17 protein-coding genes and 1 tRNA gene are annotated in these 17,494 nt (G+C 63.0%); 7 read left to right on the forward strand and 11 right to left on the reverse strand.

All coding sequences use genetic code 11. The features are described 5' to 3' along the window. Positions 1–3 precede the first annotated feature (3 nt). Positions 4–684: a GntR family transcriptional regulator gene (locus BB28_RS09025; protein ID WP_046253261.1), complete on the reverse strand. Its 681-nt coding sequence runs from the start codon at positions 682–684 to the stop codon at positions 4–6. A gap of 69 nt (positions 685–753) precedes the next feature. Further along, a complete protein-coding gene (locus BB28_RS09030) occupies positions 754–2,787 on the reverse strand; it encodes a TPM domain-containing protein (RefSeq protein ID WP_046253262.1) in 2,034 nt (677 codons plus the stop codon). Positions 2,788–2,847: 60 nt separating this feature from the next. Here BB28_RS09030 and BB28_RS09035 point away from each other — a divergent pair, with 60 nt between their 5' ends. Together BB28_RS09035 and dnaG are read left to right on the forward strand one after the other, a co-directional pair. Next, positions 2,848–4,137 (forward strand): deoxyguanosinetriphosphate triphosphohydrolase, encoded by a 1,290-nt coding sequence (locus BB28_RS09035; RefSeq protein WP_046253263.1) that lies wholly within the window; start codon positions 2,848–2,850, stop codon positions 4,135–4,137. Positions 4,138–4,162: 25 nt separating this feature from the next. Then, positions 4,163–6,067, forward strand: coding sequence for a DNA primase (gene dnaG / locus BB28_RS09040; protein ID WP_046253264.1), 1,905 nt, complete (start codon positions 4,163–4,165; stop codon positions 6,065–6,067). Positions 6,068–6,078: 11 nt separating this feature from the next. Here the strand turns inward: dnaG and BB28_RS09045 are convergent, their stop codons facing one another. Continuing rightward, a complete protein-coding gene (locus tag BB28_RS09045) occupies positions 6,079–6,327 on the reverse strand; it encodes a hypothetical protein (protein WP_030095233.1) in 249 nt (82 codons plus the stop codon). Between the two features lie 214 nt (positions 6,328–6,541). Here BB28_RS09045 and BB28_RS09050 point away from each other — a divergent pair. Further along, positions 6,542–6,614 (forward strand) — tRNA-Asn (locus BB28_RS09050). 943 nt (positions 6,615–7,557) lie between these two features. On the opposite strand, the gene BB28_RS09055 is transcribed toward BB28_RS09050, so the two are convergent. The 4 genes from BB28_RS09055 to BB28_RS09075 form a co-directional block, all read right to left on the reverse strand. Beyond that, positions 7,558–8,250, reverse strand: coding sequence for a hypothetical protein (locus BB28_RS09055; RefSeq protein WP_225422014.1), 693 nt, complete (start codon positions 8,248–8,250; stop codon positions 7,558–7,560). Positions 8,251–9,074: 824 nt separating this feature from the next. Continuing rightward, entirely contained in the window at positions 9,075–9,266 is a 192-nt protein-coding gene (locus BB28_RS25020; RefSeq protein ID WP_157889432.1) for a hypothetical protein, read from the reverse strand. A 452-nt stretch (positions 9,267–9,718) separates the two neighbouring features. Next, complete coding sequence (locus tag BB28_RS09070; protein WP_109550597.1) at positions 9,719–10,285, reverse strand: LppU/SCO3897 family protein; 567 nt, start codon at positions 10,283–10,285, stop codon at positions 9,719–9,721. Positions 10,286–10,940: 655 nt separating this feature from the next. Next, a complete protein-coding gene (locus tag BB28_RS09075; RefSeq protein ID WP_046255682.1) occupies positions 10,941–12,581 on the reverse strand; it encodes a hypothetical protein in 1,641 nt (546 codons plus the stop codon). 282 nt (positions 12,582–12,863) lie between these two features. Here BB28_RS09075 and BB28_RS25025 point away from each other — a divergent pair, with 282 nt between their 5' ends. Together BB28_RS25025 and BB28_RS25030 are read left to right on the forward strand one after the other, a co-directional pair. Next, complete coding sequence (locus BB28_RS25025) at positions 12,864–13,019, forward strand: hypothetical protein (protein ID WP_157889433.1); 156 nt, start codon at positions 12,864–12,866, stop codon at positions 13,017–13,019. Positions 13,020–13,021: 2 nt separating this feature from the next. Beyond that, the gene (locus tag BB28_RS25030; protein ID WP_046253269.1) at positions 13,022–13,255 is read left to right on the forward strand and encodes a hypothetical protein; all 234 of its coding nucleotides are present in this window, start codon (positions 13,022–13,024) and stop codon (positions 13,253–13,255) included. Between the two features lie 478 nt (positions 13,256–13,733). Here BB28_RS25030 and BB28_RS25035 read toward each other — a convergent pair whose 3' ends face one another. Beyond that, entirely contained in the window at positions 13,734–14,138 is a 405-nt protein-coding gene (locus BB28_RS25035; RefSeq protein ID WP_126315384.1) for an STAS domain-containing protein, read from the reverse strand. Positions 14,139–14,550: 412 nt separating this feature from the next. Continuing rightward, positions 14,551–15,156, reverse strand: a complete 606-nt coding sequence (locus BB28_RS09090) for a PAS and ANTAR domain-containing protein (protein WP_046255684.1) — start codon at positions 15,154–15,156, stop codon at positions 14,551–14,553. Positions 15,157–15,290: 134 nt separating this feature from the next. Between BB28_RS09090 and BB28_RS09095 the strand changes: the two genes are divergently transcribed. Then, positions 15,291–15,497, forward strand: a complete 207-nt coding sequence (locus BB28_RS09095) for a response regulator (RefSeq protein WP_046253270.1) — start codon at positions 15,291–15,293, stop codon at positions 15,495–15,497. A gap of 16 nt (positions 15,498–15,513) precedes the next feature. On the opposite strand, the gene BB28_RS25040 is transcribed toward BB28_RS09095, so the two are convergent. Continuing rightward, positions 15,514–15,933: a hypothetical protein gene (locus tag BB28_RS25040; RefSeq protein WP_064393446.1), complete on the reverse strand. Its 420-nt coding sequence runs from the start codon at positions 15,931–15,933 to the stop codon at positions 15,514–15,516. A 211-nt stretch (positions 15,934–16,144) separates the two neighbouring features. Continuing rightward, positions 16,145–16,513: a cupin domain-containing protein gene (locus BB28_RS09105; RefSeq protein WP_046253272.1), complete on the reverse strand. Its 369-nt coding sequence runs from the start codon at positions 16,511–16,513 to the stop codon at positions 16,145–16,147. A gap of 115 nt (positions 16,514–16,628) precedes the next feature. Between BB28_RS09105 and BB28_RS24525 the strand changes: the two genes are divergently transcribed. Continuing rightward, the gene (locus tag BB28_RS24525; protein WP_075874195.1) at positions 16,629–17,459 is read left to right on the forward strand and encodes a DUF1707 SHOCT-like domain-containing protein; all 831 of its coding nucleotides are present in this window, start codon (positions 16,629–16,631) and stop codon (positions 17,457–17,459) included. Positions 17,460–17,494 lie beyond the last annotated feature (35 nt).

Here is a 17,494-nt window from a genome sequence, read left to right on the forward strand (position 1 = left end):
TGTTCAGCCCGTGCCGCGTTCCTCGGATTCGGCGGCCTCCGGCGCCGGTATCAGGGTGTGCCAGTTGTCGCGGGCCGCACGTCCGGCGCCCTCGCTGTCGCCTGCTTCGCAGCGCGCGATGATCTGCTCGTGCAGGGCCACGGAATGACGTCCGTCGCGGCCGGCGAATCTGATGCGTTCCAGGCGGCGCAGTACGGGCGTCACCTGCTCCAGCACGGCAGCGATGTACGGGTTGGCACTGGCTTCGACTGCGACGGCATGGAATTCGTCGTCGGCGGCGAGGGCGGCGTCGGGATCGTGCGCATCCAGGGCGGCGGCGAATCGTGTATTGGCGAGCCGCATCGCGGCCAGATCACCGGCAGAGATGTTGGTGATGGCCTCGCGCACGGCGAGCTCGTGCATCGCCGCGGCAACGGACTGCGCGGCACGCGCCTCTCGGATGTCGATGGGGCTGACGATGGTGTGCCGTCCCGGTTGGGTCTGTACCAGACCGGCGTGTTCCAAACGGGAGAGCGCCTCACGGATCGGGGTCCGGCTCACGCCCAGCCAGCGGCTCAGCTCGTCATCGCGCAGCCGCTCGCCGGGGGCCAGGGTTCCGTCCACGATGGCCGTGCGCAGCGCTTTGTAGGCATCGTCGCGGAGTAGCGAGCGTGCCATCACGCCTTCCGAGGGTGGTACTGGCATGCAATATATTGCACATCGATAGCGGCGTGCCGTCAAGTGTTGGGTGAAATTTCGAGCGGGGACGGCCTGCTAGAAGCGGCCGCCGCCGCCCCGAAAGCTCGAGCCGGAGGATCGGGACGATCCGCCATACGACGACGAGCCCGACCCGGACCAGGAGCTGTGGTGGCTTGATCCGCCGCTGAGCATGCCGCGCAGGATGCCGCCGATCACGGCACCCGCGACGTTGCCAGCCACATCGCCCGCCACGCTGTATCCGCGGTAGTTGCCGTACCCGTTGCTGTAATAGGACTGGGCCGCTTGCACCTCTTGGATCGCGCTGCCTTCGGCACGTGTCGCCAGCTCTGTGGCCCGATTGGCCCACAGAATGGCGTTCGAGGGATCTGACTGACGTGCGGCCTCGGCCGTCGCGATGCTGCGTTCGGCTTCCGCGATGTATCCGCGCGCGGCGGAGCCGACGGCTCCCCGGTGCAGCCCGATGTACTGGTTGACCCCATTCACTTTCTGGCGGGCGGTGGCGATGGCTTGATCGAGGGCGCGGGCGCGGCGTTCGGCGGCGTCCTTTTCTTCCCGCGCGGCGGCCAGCAGCTTGTCGAGTTCGGCGTCGGCCGTGGCCAGGTGGGTGAAGGCGGTCAGCGGATCGGTGGGCCCGACTCGCTCGGCGTCGGTCACGGCCGCGACAGCCTTGTCGTGGGCCTTTGTCAGCTCGTCGGCACGGGGCACCGAACCCTGCCGCTGAAGTTCCTCGGTCTGGGCGATACCCGACTTCGTGTCCGCAATCGCCGCGGGCAGTGCGTCGATGGCGCGACGGATGTTGTTGGCGGCGTTGTCCACCGCGTCCAAGAGCGCAGCGGCCTGGTTCAGTGCCGATTCGGCTCCGCGCACGGCGTCGACGAGATTCATCTGCTGGCCCTCCAGGGGGCGGGCAGCGAGTTCCCGGCCGTGGGTAATCCGGGAGTCGGCGAACGTGGTGCGCTCGGTGGCCTCGGTGATGTTGTCGACGATCGACGCCAGGGCCGCGGCATCGAACTCGGTGCGCAGTTGCTCCAGAACCCGCTGTGATTCGGGTATCCGAGCGGTCGTGGCCACCACCTGCTGGGTCAGTGTGTCCAACTTGGTGGGCGCGTTGATCACCAGGTTCCGCAGCGCGTCAAAGGCATTGGACTGATCGTCGAGGGTGCGGTCGGCACGTGCGGCGGCGGTGATGACGTCGATCAGCAGGCGCCGCTGCTCCGTGGGCGTCTCCGGGACGGAGTCGTCGAGCTGCTTGCGCACGGAGAATGCCTGGGCAAGGGCTTTTTTCGCGGTATCGACAGCTTGCTGGAAGGGTGCGGTCTGCTCGGTGCCGAACTCCTCGACGGCCAGCGTGAGTTCGGCCTCGCTGGTGCGCACGGCGTTGTCGACGTTCACCACAATCGATTTCGACAGGCCATCGAGTGCGTCGACCGATTGCGCGGCAAGAGCTTCGGCGTTGGTCGGATCGATGCCCTTCGCGGCCTCGACCTCTGCGCGCCGACGGGATCGACTACGGAACCAGGAGTACAGCATGAAGGCGCCGACCACGACGGCTCCGAAGACCAGCGCTGCCAGGATCGGCTTCCAGGGGATGGAGGATGACGAGGCGGCGGCCGATTCCAGGCCCTTGGCGGTGTTGATGGCGGCGCCATCCCAATTCGATGCGCGTAGTGCCGGTTCGATCGTGTTGGTGCGCAGCTCCTCAATCTCGGAATCGCTGACGTTCTTGATCTCCGATGCGACCTGGAACGCGTAACTGCGCTCTTCGGTTGCCACGGCGAGCAATGCGTCGCGATCTCCCAATCCGCTTGCCGTGAGGGTTTTGTTGGCCCATGTCACCGGGTCGGCGCCGTCGAAATCCTTGACGTACACCACCCAGAGCCGCACGTGCTGTGCGTCGTAGAGCTGATCGATCGCGTTGCGTACCTTCGTCGGGTTCTTGAGCGCCCCGGCCCGGTCGGTGACGTAAGCGGGTATCCGGAAGGGCGGGTCGGCACTGGCCACCGGTGCCAGCAGCAGGGTGGGGGCAAACACCGTGAGCATCGCGATCATGACTCCCAGCAGGCCCCCGAGGGCACGCAGCAGACGCATGGTCGCCAATCTAATGCCTCGCGCGGCGCTTGGACCCGTCCTGGCAGACTGGTGCCCACGATGCGTACACAGGATGCCTATAAGGACGCCTATACCGATTCCGACCGTGAACGCGTCGTCACCGAAACACCCAAGACGGCGGCCATCGTCGACATCCCGTCTTCGGAGTACCGGACCGACTTCGCGCGGGACCGGGCGCGGGTTCTGCACAGCGCCGCGTTCCGGCGCCTGGCCGATAAGACGCAGGTGGTAGGTCCCCGCGAGGGTGACACGCCGCGCACCCGGCTGACCCACTCGGTGGAGGTGGCGCAGATCGGCCGCGGCATCGCCACCGGCCTGGGGGCCGACCCGGATCTGGTGGACCTGGCCGGGCTGGCGCACGACATCGGCCATCCGCCATACGGGCACAACGGTGAACGCGCGCTCGATGAGGTGGCGGTCGACCGTGGCGGGTTCGAGGGCAACGCCCAGAATCTGCGCATCCTCACCCGGCTGGAGCCCAAAGTCGTTGATGCCGACGGCAACAGCGCCGGGTTGAACCTCACGCGTGCCTCGCTGGATGCGGCGACGAAGTATCCGTGGCTGCGTCCGCCGGGCGGCGGAAAGTTCGGTGCCTACGTCGAGGATGGCGCGGCGCTGGACTGGGTGCGTGCAGGGGCACCGCCGCGGCGTCGCTGCCTGGAGGCGCAGATCATGGACTGGTCCGATGATGTCGCCTATTCGGTGCACGACGTCGAGGACGGCGTCATCTCCGGGCGCATCGACCTGCGGGTGCTGGCTTCGCGGGGCGAGGCCCAGGTGCTCGCGGAGCTGGGTGTGAAGTCGTTCGGCGGGTTGGAGCAGGGCGCGCTGGAGGAGGCCGCCGCACGGTTGGCCACGCTGCCGGTGGTCGCCGCGATCGGCCCGTATGACGGCACCCTGACCGCCTCGACCAGTCTCAAGCGCTTGACCAGCGAATTGGTGGGCCGGTTCGCCTCGGCCGCGATCGGGGCCACCCGCAAGGTAGCCGGTGACGGGCCGCTAGTGCGGTTCGAGGTCGAGCTGACCGTGCCCGAGGTGGTTGCCGCCGAGGTAGCGGTGCTGAAAATGCTTGCGCTGCAATTCATCATGTCCGATCCGCGGCATATCGCGGTACAGGCCCGTCAGCGTGAACGCATTCATCGGGTGGCGCAGTGGCTGGCGGCGGGGGCTCCGGCCACGCTGGATCCGGTGTTCCTGCCCGCGTTCGAGGCCGCCGCCGACGATGCGGCGCGCACCCGGGTGGTGGTCGATCAGATCGCCTCGTACACCGAAAGCCGGCTCGAGCGGGTAGACCGCGATAGTCAGGGTGTGCAAGCCAGCTGGGCCTGACGGCGAGGTTGGCTAAGCTGGCTCGGTGGCCGGACGCATCCCTGATCGCGATATCGCGGCGATCCGTGAGCGCACCCGGATCGAGGACATCGTCGGCGACTACGTTCAGCTCAAGCGCGCGGGCGCCGACTCGCTCAAGGGACTGTGCCCCTTCCATGACGAGAAGTCGCCGTCCTTTCATGTGCGGCCCAATCACGGCCAGTTCCACTGCTTTGGCTGCGGTGAGGGCGGCGACGCCTACACCTTCATCCAGAAGATCGAGCACATCAGCTTCGTGGAGGCCGTCGAGCGGCTGGCCGACCGCATCAGCTACACCATCAACTACGAGGGTGGTGGCACGGCCGCACAGCGTGACCGGGGGACCCGAGCGCGGCTCGTCGCCGCCAACGCGGCCGCGCAGGAGTTCTATGCCAGCGCATTGGATTCACCCGAGGCGGCACCGGCGCGCCAGTACCTGACCGAGCGCAATTTCGATGGTGCGGCGGCCAAACAATACGGCTGCGGATATGCCCCGTCGGGGTGGGACACCCTGACAAAGCATTTGATGCGCAAGGGATTCGAATTCAAGGAGCTCGAAGCCGCGGGGCTGTCCAAGGAGGGGCGCCGCGGCCCGATCGACCGGTTCCACCGGCGGCTGCTGTGGCCGATCCGCGCCAGCAGTGGTGAGGTGATCGGCTTCGGGGCGCGCAAGATCTTCGACGACGACACCATGCCGGGGAAGTACGTCAATACTCCGGAAACCATGCTGTACAAGAAGTCTTCGGTGCTGTTCGGCCTCGATATGGCCAGGCGGGATATCGCCAAGGGGCACCAGGCCGTTGTCGTGGAGGGCTACACCGACGTGATGGCGATGCACCTGGCCGGGGTGACCACGGCGGTGGCGTCCTGCGGTACCGCCTTCGGTGATGAGCACCTCTCGATGCTGCGGCGCCTGATGATGGACGACTCGTACTTCCGCGGCGAGCTCATCTACGTTTTCGACGGGGATGCCGCCGGTCAGGCGGCTGCGCTGAAAGCCTTTGAGGGAGAGCAGAACCTGGCCGGCCAGTCGTTCGTGGCGGTGGCGCCGGACGGCATGGACCCCTGCGATCTGCGGCTCAAGTCGGGGGAGGGGGCGTTGCGGGATCTGGTGGCGCGTCGCACCCCGCTGTTCGCGTTCGCGATCCGTTCGGCGTTGGCGGAGTCGGATCTGGAGATCGCCGAGGGGCGCGTGGACGCGCTGCGTCGGTGTGTGCCGATGGTGGCCAGGATCAAGGACCCGACGCTGCGTGACGAATACGCGCGGCAGCTGGCCGGCTGGGTGGGGTGGGACGACGTGGCCCAGGTGCTCGCGCGGGTGCGTGAGGAGGCCGGTAAGGCGGCCAAGGGTGGATCGGTGTCACCCGAGCGCCGTGTGCGCGGCGCTGAACCTGCTGCGGCCCCCAAGGTGGCGATGCCCGATCCCAAGGACCCCACGCTGTGGCCGCAGCGCGAGGCGCTCAAGGCGGCGCTGCAGTTCCCGGCCTTCGCCGGTCCGGTGTTCGACTCGCTGACCGCCGACAGCTTCACCCACCCCGGATATGTGGCGGTGCGCACCGCGATCGAGGTGGCTGGTGGCGCCGCGGCGGGGGTTGTCGGCGCGGAGTGGATCGACAAGGTGCGCCAGAGCGCGTCGTCGCAGAATCAGGTGATGCTGATCAACGCGCTGACGGCCGAGGCCATTCAGGTGGATAGCGATGAGCGGCTGCCGCGATACATCGGGTCGGTGCTGGCCAAGCTGCAAGAGGTGTGGGTCGGGCGGCAGGTGGCCGAGGTCAAATCGAAGTTGCAGCGGATGTCGCCGGTGGAGCACGCCGACGAGTACCACGCACTGTTCGGCGACCTGGTGGCGCTGGAGGCGTATCGACGCAGCCTGCTAGAGCAGGTCAGCGGCGACGATCTCTCGGTGTAGGGGCAGGGTTCCTACTTGTTGTCGAGCTGAGGCTCGGGCTCCAAGATCATGGTTGTCTCATCGATCGGTGTGAGCTCCACCATGTGGGGGTCTGGGGACAGCGAGTTGGCCAGGCGACGTCGGCTGATCTCGATCAGCTTCTTGGTCGCGGGGCTGCCGGTGACGGCCTGATACCCGTTGACAATCTGCTCGTATCGGCGACGGCCAGCCTTCGCACCCAGCACGTAGCCAGCGGCCAGCACCAACAAAACCCGAATCACGAACCCTCCACCAACTAACGAAGTTCTCCCTATCCTGCCTGATGCAGCTGTGAACGGCTGCGTCAGGCAGGTCACATCTGCCCACTTCTATGCGACAACCGCGATGTTCACCGTCTTTGTCGCTCCTAGGCGGGCGATACGGTTTGGCTTTCACCCCTACCCGTAGGCTAAAGTCATGCCTCGGTTCGCGGTACAAACCGACGCGATCCGGTAGTCCCCTGTAGCTCAATTGGCAGAGCTTCCGACTGTTAATCGGACGGTTCTTGGTTCGAGTCCAAGCGGGGGAGCGCAACAGGAACCACGTCTTGAACTCCGTCTCCTCCTGGAGGCGGAGTTTTGCGTTCACCGGCTAGTAGCGGCGTGAGCCGCCGACGGAGTATCCAGGGCTGGATCGACGTGTACAGCGCGATTGCGGCGAGTAGCGCGACATATCCGAACCAATCTGTGGATGGGCGTTCGCTAGGGAGCGCATATCGCACGAAACCCGTGATCGCGGCCAATCCGGCGACAGACAGCCACACGGTGAGCGGGCTCAGCGCTCTGCGTTGGCGTATCTGTATGAACCGCATTGCAGACGAACGCACATACGGATCAGTGGGCACCGCGCCGAAGTAAGACGCGCGCAGCGCCTCGCCGTACAAGCTGGGCGATACTCCCCACAGTGCCCATTGATGTTCGGTGAGACGTTCACTTTGGATGCGGCTCAGAAGTAGGCCGGCCGGGTACGCGATGAGAGCGATTAGTGCGATCTGGAACGCATAGGTATATCTGTCGTTCTCCCAGGTCGCCACATCGACGGCCGCGAAGAGGGCGGTCATCGATACGAACTGTTGCAGGGCATGACCGACTGCTCGTCGCCGAGGGGAGCCGATGAGCCCATCCGCCCACCAGTGCCAGAATGATCTTGCTGCAACTGCATTCCGCATGTTCAAAACCATATGGCATGTTGCTGGCTGTCGCGGCGAGGTCAGCCTCCTCGGCCGTATAGCTGAAGCGGCCACGTGCGGCGAGTATCAGCTACGCCATCGCTGAGACTGCACATGGTGTGGGAATCTCGTCGGCTGCGCTGGGGTGCGATCACATCGTCTGAGCTACCCGATGGGCTGGACGCGTTCGTGCACTACACGGCGATTGAGGGCGCTGTGGACCATGGTCCGTTCGGGCATATGACCCTGATCGGCGCCGCGAGCACGGCGATGAGCAGTGCGCCGGTGACGATCATGATTCTCTTCACGTCAGCCTCATCCTTCTCGGGGCGTCTGGTCGACTCCGCGAGGTCAGCGGCGCCCATACGCGGCTCCACACCTCGCGGATGCCGATGCCGAACAGCACGAGCACCAACACTGCGACGAGGTTCAGCGCAGCCCCGCTCCGGTAGTAGAGCGCGGAGAGGATCACGCCAGCGCCCACGACCGGGGTGAGAATCGTTGCGACCCCGGCTCGCCACCTACGGACTGCGACAGCTTCGACGACTGCGGCGAGCATGGTCACTGCAAGCGCGACTGCCGCGACGGTTGCGATGATGTTCGCGTTGTAGAACGGGTCGCTCAGACCTGACGGCGGACCGTCAGTCACCAGGACGTATGGGGCCCAACCGGAGTCGCCCTGGCCTAAGCCGACACCGAAGATCGATTCGTCGTAATCGGCATAGCGTCGCGGCAACCCGAACGAGGTCATCTCGGATATGAGCTGAGCGACGACAAAGACCCACCACAACACGTGCCCGGTGACGCGAGCGACCCTGGCGATGAGGTAGCGCGCACTGGTCAGCTCGACGAGGCTCACTCGATTACCCAGACGCCGTTGGGCCCGATCTGCGGTGACGGCATGAAACATGGCGGGGTGCCCGGCATGTACGGGGGCGTACACGGCTGCGGGAGGCATTGCTGTCCGTTCCAGCCGCTCGGCTGGTTCGGTGGGCACACCGCCATCGGATCAGCCTGGGCGGTTGGCGTCCCTGTGAGCGCTATCGCCGTAGTGGGCACCGCCGCGAGAAATGCGCGAAGGATTGCCAAGAGTGCCGGGTTCGATCTGAACAGCGTGGTGGACTCCATCTGCTCAGTTAACTCCACCGAGTCCATCCGTCAACGTGCCACGCTCCGTCTTCGAAGAGCATGGTTATCCGGACGTTCTCGTGGTTAAGGCCTGGGCGTATGTTGCGGTCGTAGTACGCGACACTTTTGATGTAGCTGGGCTCTCCCCGGTTGAGATCCAGCTTTGTTTTGATGCTTGATAGGTTCGGCTCCATGCCGTCCCGAAAGATCATGCTCCGGAGATAGTTTCGGGCCGCCGCCTCCGGTAGTGCTCGAACCTTCGCGAGTAGCGCATCGGATAGGTATGAGTCGATCGATTGAGATCGTGAAAGGCCCCCGATGAGCAAGTCGACGGCAATCCTTGCTAATCCTTTGTCTGCGAATGGATTCCATTTTTCGCTGCTGTCACCCTGCACGGAAGCTCCTGAATTGGTTGATGTCGCCGACGGGGCGTCTGCCGACGGGGTGCAGCCGGAGAGTAGTGCTGTTGCCGCTAGTGCCGCTGCGATTCCTTGTGGTTGCGCTCCGCGGAACGTGTTAGCGCAACGCCAGCGTGTCTCTCTCAATCTGAGCCACTCGATCATCGTCACCCCTCTGATCTGTGTTCGCAGCGGATAGCCGTGGCCGCAAACTCCGAAAGCCTTCATAGCATGTCGAATGGAGTAATACGCTGCCGGTATGCCGCACATCGACGTGAATGGGCAACCGATCCACCTACACCCACGGCGGGGGAGACGGGCCGTCATCCTTGCGAATCACGCGATACTCATGGGCACCTTGACGTCTGCGCCTTTGACTGACCGGCACGATGATCGCCGTAGCGGTGCTCGCGGGTAGCAGGGAAGCGTTGGTGCCGGTTTTGGATGAGCGGTGTGCTTCGTGCAGGTCCTTGCGCATCTCACGCACCCGGCAGACGTTGGTTTAGGCGCAACAGATGCCAGCTGGGCGCGCTGGAGCTGACGTTCGGCCTTCTCGATCGCCTCTGACGTTGTCTTCACATGCTTGCATAACGATGCGATGAGAGAGCGCTTGTGCCACTGAGCTGTCTTCGGTCTCGACTACCAAGCTCGGGGTGGTGGACAGGTTCGTGAGTAAGTAGACGGCAGACATGCCGATGATCGAAACCCATGTAAGAACCAGGGCCCAAGGGCATTCAGCCCTGTAACCCTGCCTGTCGTACGCGCGAAAATACAGGAGGACGCCACCATTAAGACGTAGGTGATGATCTGCGAGAGGTTGGCCCAGCCAGTCCAGTCCTCCGGCGGCGGGTCGAGCGTGGTGACGAGAGCGCTCACGAGCTGGGACAGGCTGGTTACCCATAGGCCTACAGTCCTGAGCCACCTGCCACAAACGACAGGCTACTGCTGGGTCTCCGTGCACACAGTGAACCGGCGCTGCGGATGCTTGTAGCCGCCGCTGGGACAGCCATCCAGGCTTGTGGTGTCCAGAATGATCTTGAGTGGCTTGATTCGTTTGGGCGCGTTGGTGTCTGTGCATGCAACCTTGGCTACAGGCTGACCCACGCTGATGCACGAGGACTTGTCCCAAGCCAAGTCCAGGCAGGCGGTGTACTGCCCGGTGGCTTCGGAGTTGTGGTAGAAGGAGCGATCGGTGTCGCCGCATTCTTTTGGAACATTCACACGCTGAACGATCCGGTAGGTATTTCGGTCCGAACCACAATCCACCACTGTCAACGACGCATTCACCAGCTCGCCGCCCAAATTCACACATCCACCTACCGGAGCCTCTGTCTGACCATTATTCGTCAACGAACCCGGCGACGGAAATTGGCCCGGAATGTTCGCGAAATCAGTCGACTCGTGGTGTGCAGCAGGCGACGTCGGTTGCGCCGTGTCAGCAGAACTAGCGCATCCCGTGGCCACGAAAATACACAGGCTTGCAACAACCCCGACTGTCTTTAACAACGAAATTCCCCCATTTTCAGCCTGGGCGTCTCGCGGCGATGCCCGTGTAGTGCGTGTACCCGCAGCACCTCGCACCGTTGCATTTCTCATATAATTCGGTTAGAACGAAAATGACCCGGAGGGCTGCAACACAAACCCATTCTCGCCCACAGATCTGTCGATACAGGCCACCGATCCACCGTCGCCGACCCCGCAGGTCTGATCGCCGTAGGAAATCTTTTGTCCGGGATTAAGCAGTTTCGACGAAGGCGGATACTTTTTGCATTCCTCCTTCTTATGGGATATGCCGTACGTGTTGTCACCCCATTTGTTTACGAGACCTGTATCGCAAGGTCCCGAGCCGATGGCGTGAATATCTTGAAGCCCCGGCAGCGGGCCCCAACAGCTGATGAGCTGGTTCTGACCACCCGGATGTGGCGGATGACTCATACTGCAGCTAACGCCCTCCGCTGTCGAGAAACCGATAGCCGATGCTCCTCTGCTGGCAGCCTGGACGTAGGAGTCCACTGGTACTTGGGCGTAGGTATTGAGGTCGGGGAAGCCGGGGGGTTCGGCGGCCGCGGTGATGGTTTGTTGGCACGCTGTCATTAGTGCGGTGGCGCATATTGTGAGGGCTATACGGGTCCTGCGTGGTTGAGTCATCGCGGGGGTCCTCCTATTGGATAGTGCAGTTGGTGTTGTAGACACGGGGGTCGTATGCGTGGGTGGCGTCTCCGGTTTTCCAGAACTGACTGACCCTGAGTCCGAAGTCGCCCTTACCGGTAGTTGAATTGAGGGCTTGGCTGGTGATAGTCGGCCCATAAGGCATGTCCACGCCGAAGGTGCTAGTAGGATCAATTTGCACCAAAGTCTGCGCATTTGAGGTCTTTTCAGTGAGTTCCTTCACAGTGGATGCGATAATACCTATCACTGGTTGACCGTTTGACGAGCTAACGAACAGGAAACCGTCCGCGCCTTTCGGGCCGAGGGCAACGAGTTGGCTTTCGCGGTCGCCGGGCAAGATGTTACCTACGCGGTGCAAGGTTTTGATCCAGTTCGTAGGGCTGTCGCCGTCTTTGATGGGATTGGACTGCCACAGCTCCCGAACTGTATCGCCGGTCTGGGTTCCGGTGTTTCCGGCGACGAGCATGGTCTTGCTGGCTGGGTCGTACGCACCGCTAGATTGCGCCAGGGGTGAATCGCCGATGATCGTGCCGGGATGGGCTAGATCGACGATTTTTGAGGGCTTGGTGACGTAGTTGTCGTTTACCTGGCCGGGTGGCGGAAGTTGCGGTTGGCTATAGAAGGCGTAATGCTCGCCGTTGGGGCCTAGAGCTGTGCCGGTAGGGATGGGCCGAGTTCCCGGCGGAACCACCTTGTTTAAGGGGTTGTCGCGGCCGTTGAGTTGGGGCGGTTTCTTAAGGCTTGGCTTGGGGTCGCCGCCGATATTTTCGCCGGTGTTGGGGATCGTGGAATCCAGATCATCACCTACCGCCCCCTGCGTAGGCGGCTGGCAATTGATCTGTTGGTCAGAGCGAGTTGTCTTTGGCTGGTCCTGTGATGGTTCGGAGTCTTGCGGCCCTGCTTGTTCGGGGGCGCAGTTGCATTCGCCGTCGGGACCCACTTTCCGGCTTGGCTGCTGAAACATCGACCCGGCACCACCGACCGCCGAAGCCATGAAACTGAGCATCTGCTCAGCTATCCCATAATCCTGGGCTGCAGACATACACTGCTGCTGACGCTGTTGCTGCTGCTGATCCAACTGCTGCGTGGTGTCATCTTGTTTGTTTTGCGGCTGCTGTTGGTTTGGCTGTTGCTGTCCCTGCTGCGGTTGTTGCGGCGAGTTCTGTTGCGGCGCCTGGTAGTCGGGGTTCGCCTTACCTGGCCCCTGTGTGTAGGGAGTTGCGGTCTGATAGTCCGGGATCTGCGTGCCATGGGCGGGCTGCTGCGCCTGCTGGGGCTGCGGGCCAGCTTGTTGACCCGGAACCTGTTGTGCGCCAGGCGATCCCGTGTTATAGATGGAGATTCCGGAGTTCTGATCGAGCGGCGGCTGATTGATGCCGCCCTGATAATCGGGCATTGAGCTGGGCATTTGCGGCGGCTGGAACTGCTGGCCGCCGTCCATGCCTGGCCCGCCGGTGGGTCCGCCCGGCCCTGTTGGATCCGCGGCTACAGTCGCCACGGCCGAGAATCCGCTGCCGGGGGCGGTGTTGTCATCGACAATCTTCGCTCCACCGACAGTCAGGGCGACAATCGCCACCAGCGCCGATGCCCGCCGCAAACCCGCGGGCATCGTCCAACGATCGTCCATCACCATGAATGCAACCGCCCCTTTTCCGTCGACGCTCACCGCGCCCGTCCTCGCATCATGACACATGTATGGTTGCCATGTCGACAAAAACCCAGCTAAAAAGTTAGCCACGTTAGCCAGTGCTTCTATCGGCCCTGGTAGGCACCGCCTAGCCTCGCAGCTCGGCGCCAGAATTTTCTGAGCAACTCGGATCTCGTGAGCTGGAAGCTCGCTACTGGATCAAGACGCCTTCGCCAGATCTCATCCACATCGAGCGCCCGGCGTTCATGCTCTCGATGATTTGTGCCGATGTGTGGCTGCAGCGACGTCATCGAGTGCACCGGTCTCATCGACGGCGTAGGACAGATCAAGCCGCAGCCTGACGGTACCGTGATCACCGAATACGACGTGCGCGTAACGGATCTCGCGCAGCGGTTCGCCGCGCACTACCTCGCCAAGCACTAATCATGGACGGCCAGCCGCTCGGCGAGTACCCGCCGCTTCCGCCGTACGGTCTGATCAATGCGACCGTCGCCGCGACTTTCGACGCATTCGCCGCGCTACTCCCAGGCGCGAGCGCCGTAGAGCCGCCGAAGTTCTCAATCCGTGACAACCTCGGCGTGATCCAACCGGTGGACCCAGAACCCAAGGCCCCGTTCAGCCGCCACCACCGCCGTCGCATCCACCACCGCCGTCGCTGAATCCGCCGCTATCGCAGAACCCACCGCTGCCACCGTGGTCTGAACCGAATCCGCCGAAGTAGCCGAAGGATCCCGTGTCGGCCCCGGATCCTGGGCCATGTTCAGGCGAATTGCCTAAAAGGTCGCGGCGTCGCCGTGCAGGGGCTCGCGGTCGGGGGCTTTCAGATCGTAACGCTGTAGGTCGGTGCGGCTTACTGGCTTCTGGCGTGCGACGGGCATCCCTGTGGTTAGCTTTGCGGGCCAACTGCCAGCCGAAGCATCCGAGTAACACTGATATCAGTGCTAGCGCCATCAGTTCGATCCCCACAGAAGCTCCTCCCTGCGCCCGACAAACAATTTGCTGTCGGCTTCTTTATATTGCGCTAGTTAGCTCGTGGGCGCCAGGTGGGCAACATCTGCTGAGCACTAGAGCTTGCCGCTGAGATCGAGGGTCTATGGCTGCCGAGACGTTGGATCAGTTCTGTCTGGAATTCCTCGCTCAGTGGGGGACAGTTCCAAAACTCCAGGCATCGATGAGGGACAACGTGGCAGGGGTCCACGCATCTGGGTCGCCGACTTCAAGGATTCGGTCGACGGCCTCGCTTGGAAGCAGCGACCAACCGATGTCGTGATGCTTGCAGTAGCAGCGGACTTTGAGGACAGCGAGCAGTCCCTCGCTACCGCAGAACTCCACATAGCGCAGATCCAGGACGAGTGCCCGCCGGCCGCGAAGATGACGTAGCACGTAGTAGACGAAGTTATCGGCGTTGGTTGCATCGAGATCGCCAGTGGCGGCCACGGTGACCGCGTCGTAGTGCGGGGTGGTCGTGAACTGGAACCCCTGCCCGCTGTACGGCATCTCGGCAACCGGTGGGCGGGGACGTGAAAACGCTTGAATAGACATATCTTTGGCTCCAATAATGCGATTCATGAACTTCAGGAGCGCCTGCGCGGGATGCGAGTTTGGGAGTTCTGCTCGACACCGGGAGCTGACCCTGCGGGCGGCTGTGAACTCAACCACTATCAACCTAGCCCCATTGCGATCGATGCGGAGCGCAACGGGACGGACAATCCACGAACTCCGAGATCGTCGCTGGCTCCGCACCTCGCTTCGAGTGTCGATTCGCGGGCGACCGGTTTATGTCGAGACGGAGTGGGAATACGAGGCCAGAGCGAGATCTGGGCGTGGTTGCCGCGTGGTTCTTGCTAGGCGATTCGCGCGGGCAACTCCGCGTTGAGAAAACAGCGTGGCTGCAGAGATCGCCGCCCTGGCAAACGTACGTCGGCGGCGCCCCCGGGGCCGTGCCTCCTTGTGATCACAGGAGGCGTTCGTGAGCGGTAAGCAAGACGTGATCGAAGGCGGTTTGATCGAAGGTCATAACACCGCGCAGATCGGTGCCAAGCTGCTCGGCTAGAGCACGCAGCTTGACATTATGTTGCTGAGATAGCCAAGTCAGGACCCCAAAAGCCACGTCCTCGTCAATGTTGTACACCAGCATCAGCATGCCTTTGACCTGCTCGATGCCCGCCCGGTTGTCGGCGATCTGCGCGACCCGGGCACTTACCAGTGCCTCGTCGCGGCGCTCGGCGTCGGAAGGCTCGGGCGAGGTGACGTCGACGTAGAAGCCATGCGTGCCGACCACCGCGCCTGTCTCGTCGAAGAACTGGTCACCGATGACTACGACCCAGTGCACTTCACCTCTGGTGTCAATGATCCGGTGCCGACTGCTCAATGCGCCCCGGGTATGCGTGATCGCATCGATCGTGCCTGCGACCTTGTCGCGGTCTTCTGGATGCTTATGCGAGAGCACCAGATCCGTCGTGGGGATCACTACGTCGGAGTGGTCATAACCATGCAGCTGTGCCACCTGCGGCGACCACTCCCATCGCTGTTCATCGAAATAGAAGCGAAACCACCCCATCGGTCTCGCATCAGACCCGAACAAGTCCAGCCCTTCGCCAACGCGCTCGGGCGTTCCGACCGCGCCGTTATCGACTCCTGACATAGCCCGATTCTAGAACGGGCTATACCGGTCTGTGCAGGCATTACTTCCCGGTGAACACGACGTGCGCATACCGGATCTCGTGCAGCATCGAGCAATGGGGCGACGATCTGACCGAAGAGGGAGCTGACTGCGTACTGCTCGAAAGGGCGATCGAGATCGTGAAGGTCGAAACCCTGCTACCGATCAGTGATGGGCTGGAGCTCGTCTGCGAGCACCTCCAAAATCACGGACCCACACCGGAGTTCAGCACGGGCTAAATCGGTCGTCGAATTACTAGGTGCCGGGGCCGCCGCCAACAACACCGTTCCCGTTGGCGGGACCGTTGGGGACACCGCCGGCGGCACCGTTCACGCCAGCCGGGCCGTTGGAAGAACCTCCCGCTGAACCGCCGCCTGGACCACCGATGGGGGGAACATTCGTGTCGGCGGAACCGCCGATAGGACCGCTCGGTGAACCGCCGATGGGACCCGTCACATCGGAACGGTCGGAGTCTCCAATGGGACCGGTCACATCCGAACCGCCGGAGGAGTCGTCATCGGGATCAGCCACCTCTGAACCGCCCGGGAGGGCGGCCACTGTGAAAAGGCCGCGGCTGCCGTGATTGGTGGCGACAGTGCTGCCGAGCAGAGTCAGCACCGCGCACGCCGCCAGTGCCCATCGCGACATCCCGTGCAGTGAAGGCTGCCCTGCCATAACAACAACTCTAACCGGGATGGGCGGGTAGCGGCCAGGGTTGACCGTCGATGGTGGGTCTGACTGGTGGGACCCCAGGTCTGCGGGAAGAAGACGAGTTCGAAGCCCCGGCCCGGCACTCTTCCGCACGACGTAGTCGAGGATTCGGGTGTGACACTCGATGACCTTGCAACGCAGGGCTTTCCGATCGCGATTGTGACCGCTGTCGTTTCTAGGCGAACGAATCGTCGTATGTCGCGGTCAGGGCACCGCCAGCATCACCGGTGTTGATTACTCCTGTCGGCTCGATCAACACCGCGTGGACCTCGCCGTCAGCGCGGGGACAGTGTTCGACGCCACGCGGCACCACGAACAGCTGGCCCGGTCTGACGGTGACATCCCTGTCGCGTAGCTGGATCGTCAGCTCGCCAGCGATGACCAAGAACAGCTCGTCAGTGTCGTCATGCGTGTGCCAGACGAATTCTCCGCCCAGCTTGACGACTTTGACTTCGTAGTCGTTGAGTCGAGCTACCACCTTCGGCGACCACAACTCGGAAAACAGCGACAACTTCTCGCCCAGATCGACAACCCGGTCGGACATACTTTGATTCTGCTTAGCCGGCACAACCCGGTCAACCCGCCAATCCCTCTGACGAGAACCTCGGCTCCTGCACGATTCAGAGGTACGGCAAAGGTGTTCGCGTTAACCTCCTGGTGTGGATGCCGAAGCAGGCCCAGTACGTGCACGCGATCTGGACCGACTGGATGTGATGGCGGCCTTGGACACTGCGCTCGCTGATGGCCAACTGCATCACGCTGAGTACCGTGAACGCGTTCAGAAGGCTCAAAGTGCCGCTACGTTGAGCGAACTCGCAGCAATCACTGCAGACCTTCAGCCGCACACCGTTGCGGTTCCAGCACCCGCGCCAGCACGCCGACGCCGCTGGTTGTTAGTGGCGGCAAGCGCTTTGACGGCCACAGGTGTCGCGGTTACAGCATTCTTCGCTATTGACGCCGCATCAACTCACCAAGCCGCCCCCACAGCCATGGCTCCCGCAGAATCGGTCAGCCCTCTAGTCGGCGGTGCGCTACTGAAGGCAGACGGGTTGCGCGAGATAACGAGCGCGACCCGCGCCCGGTTCCACACCACTGTCGTTCTGGGAGTACACATCTACGGCGATAGCGCTCAGCTGCACATGCTCGATCCAAGTTCACCGAGCGGCCTGACTTACTACGACTACTCGGCCGGCGGACGCTTCCACAATCCACAGGTATACGGAGGAACCTCGGTCAACTCAGGACATGCTGGCGCCATAGATCTGGCACGCATCAATGTGGATGCGGTGGCCGCCTTGATCAGCTCAGCCCCTGAGCGTCTTGGCCTAACAACAGCCAACGTGGGCAACGATCACTTCCGCGTCACCATCGGAGGAGATGACGGTGGAGAAATCTGGATGGGCGTGAACAACAACGGTCTGGACTCCCACCTCGTCGCAGACCTCACCGGCACCATCAAAGGCATCCACCGCTGTCAATGGGGCTGCTAGCAAGATCGGAAAGAGCGGCGGCCAGCGCGGTCCTG

It is taken from the genome of Mycobacteroides chelonae CCUG 47445 (assembly GCF_001632805.1).
Taxonomy (GTDB): Bacteria; Actinomycetota; Actinomycetes; order Mycobacteriales; family Mycobacteriaceae; genus Mycobacterium; species Mycobacterium chelonae.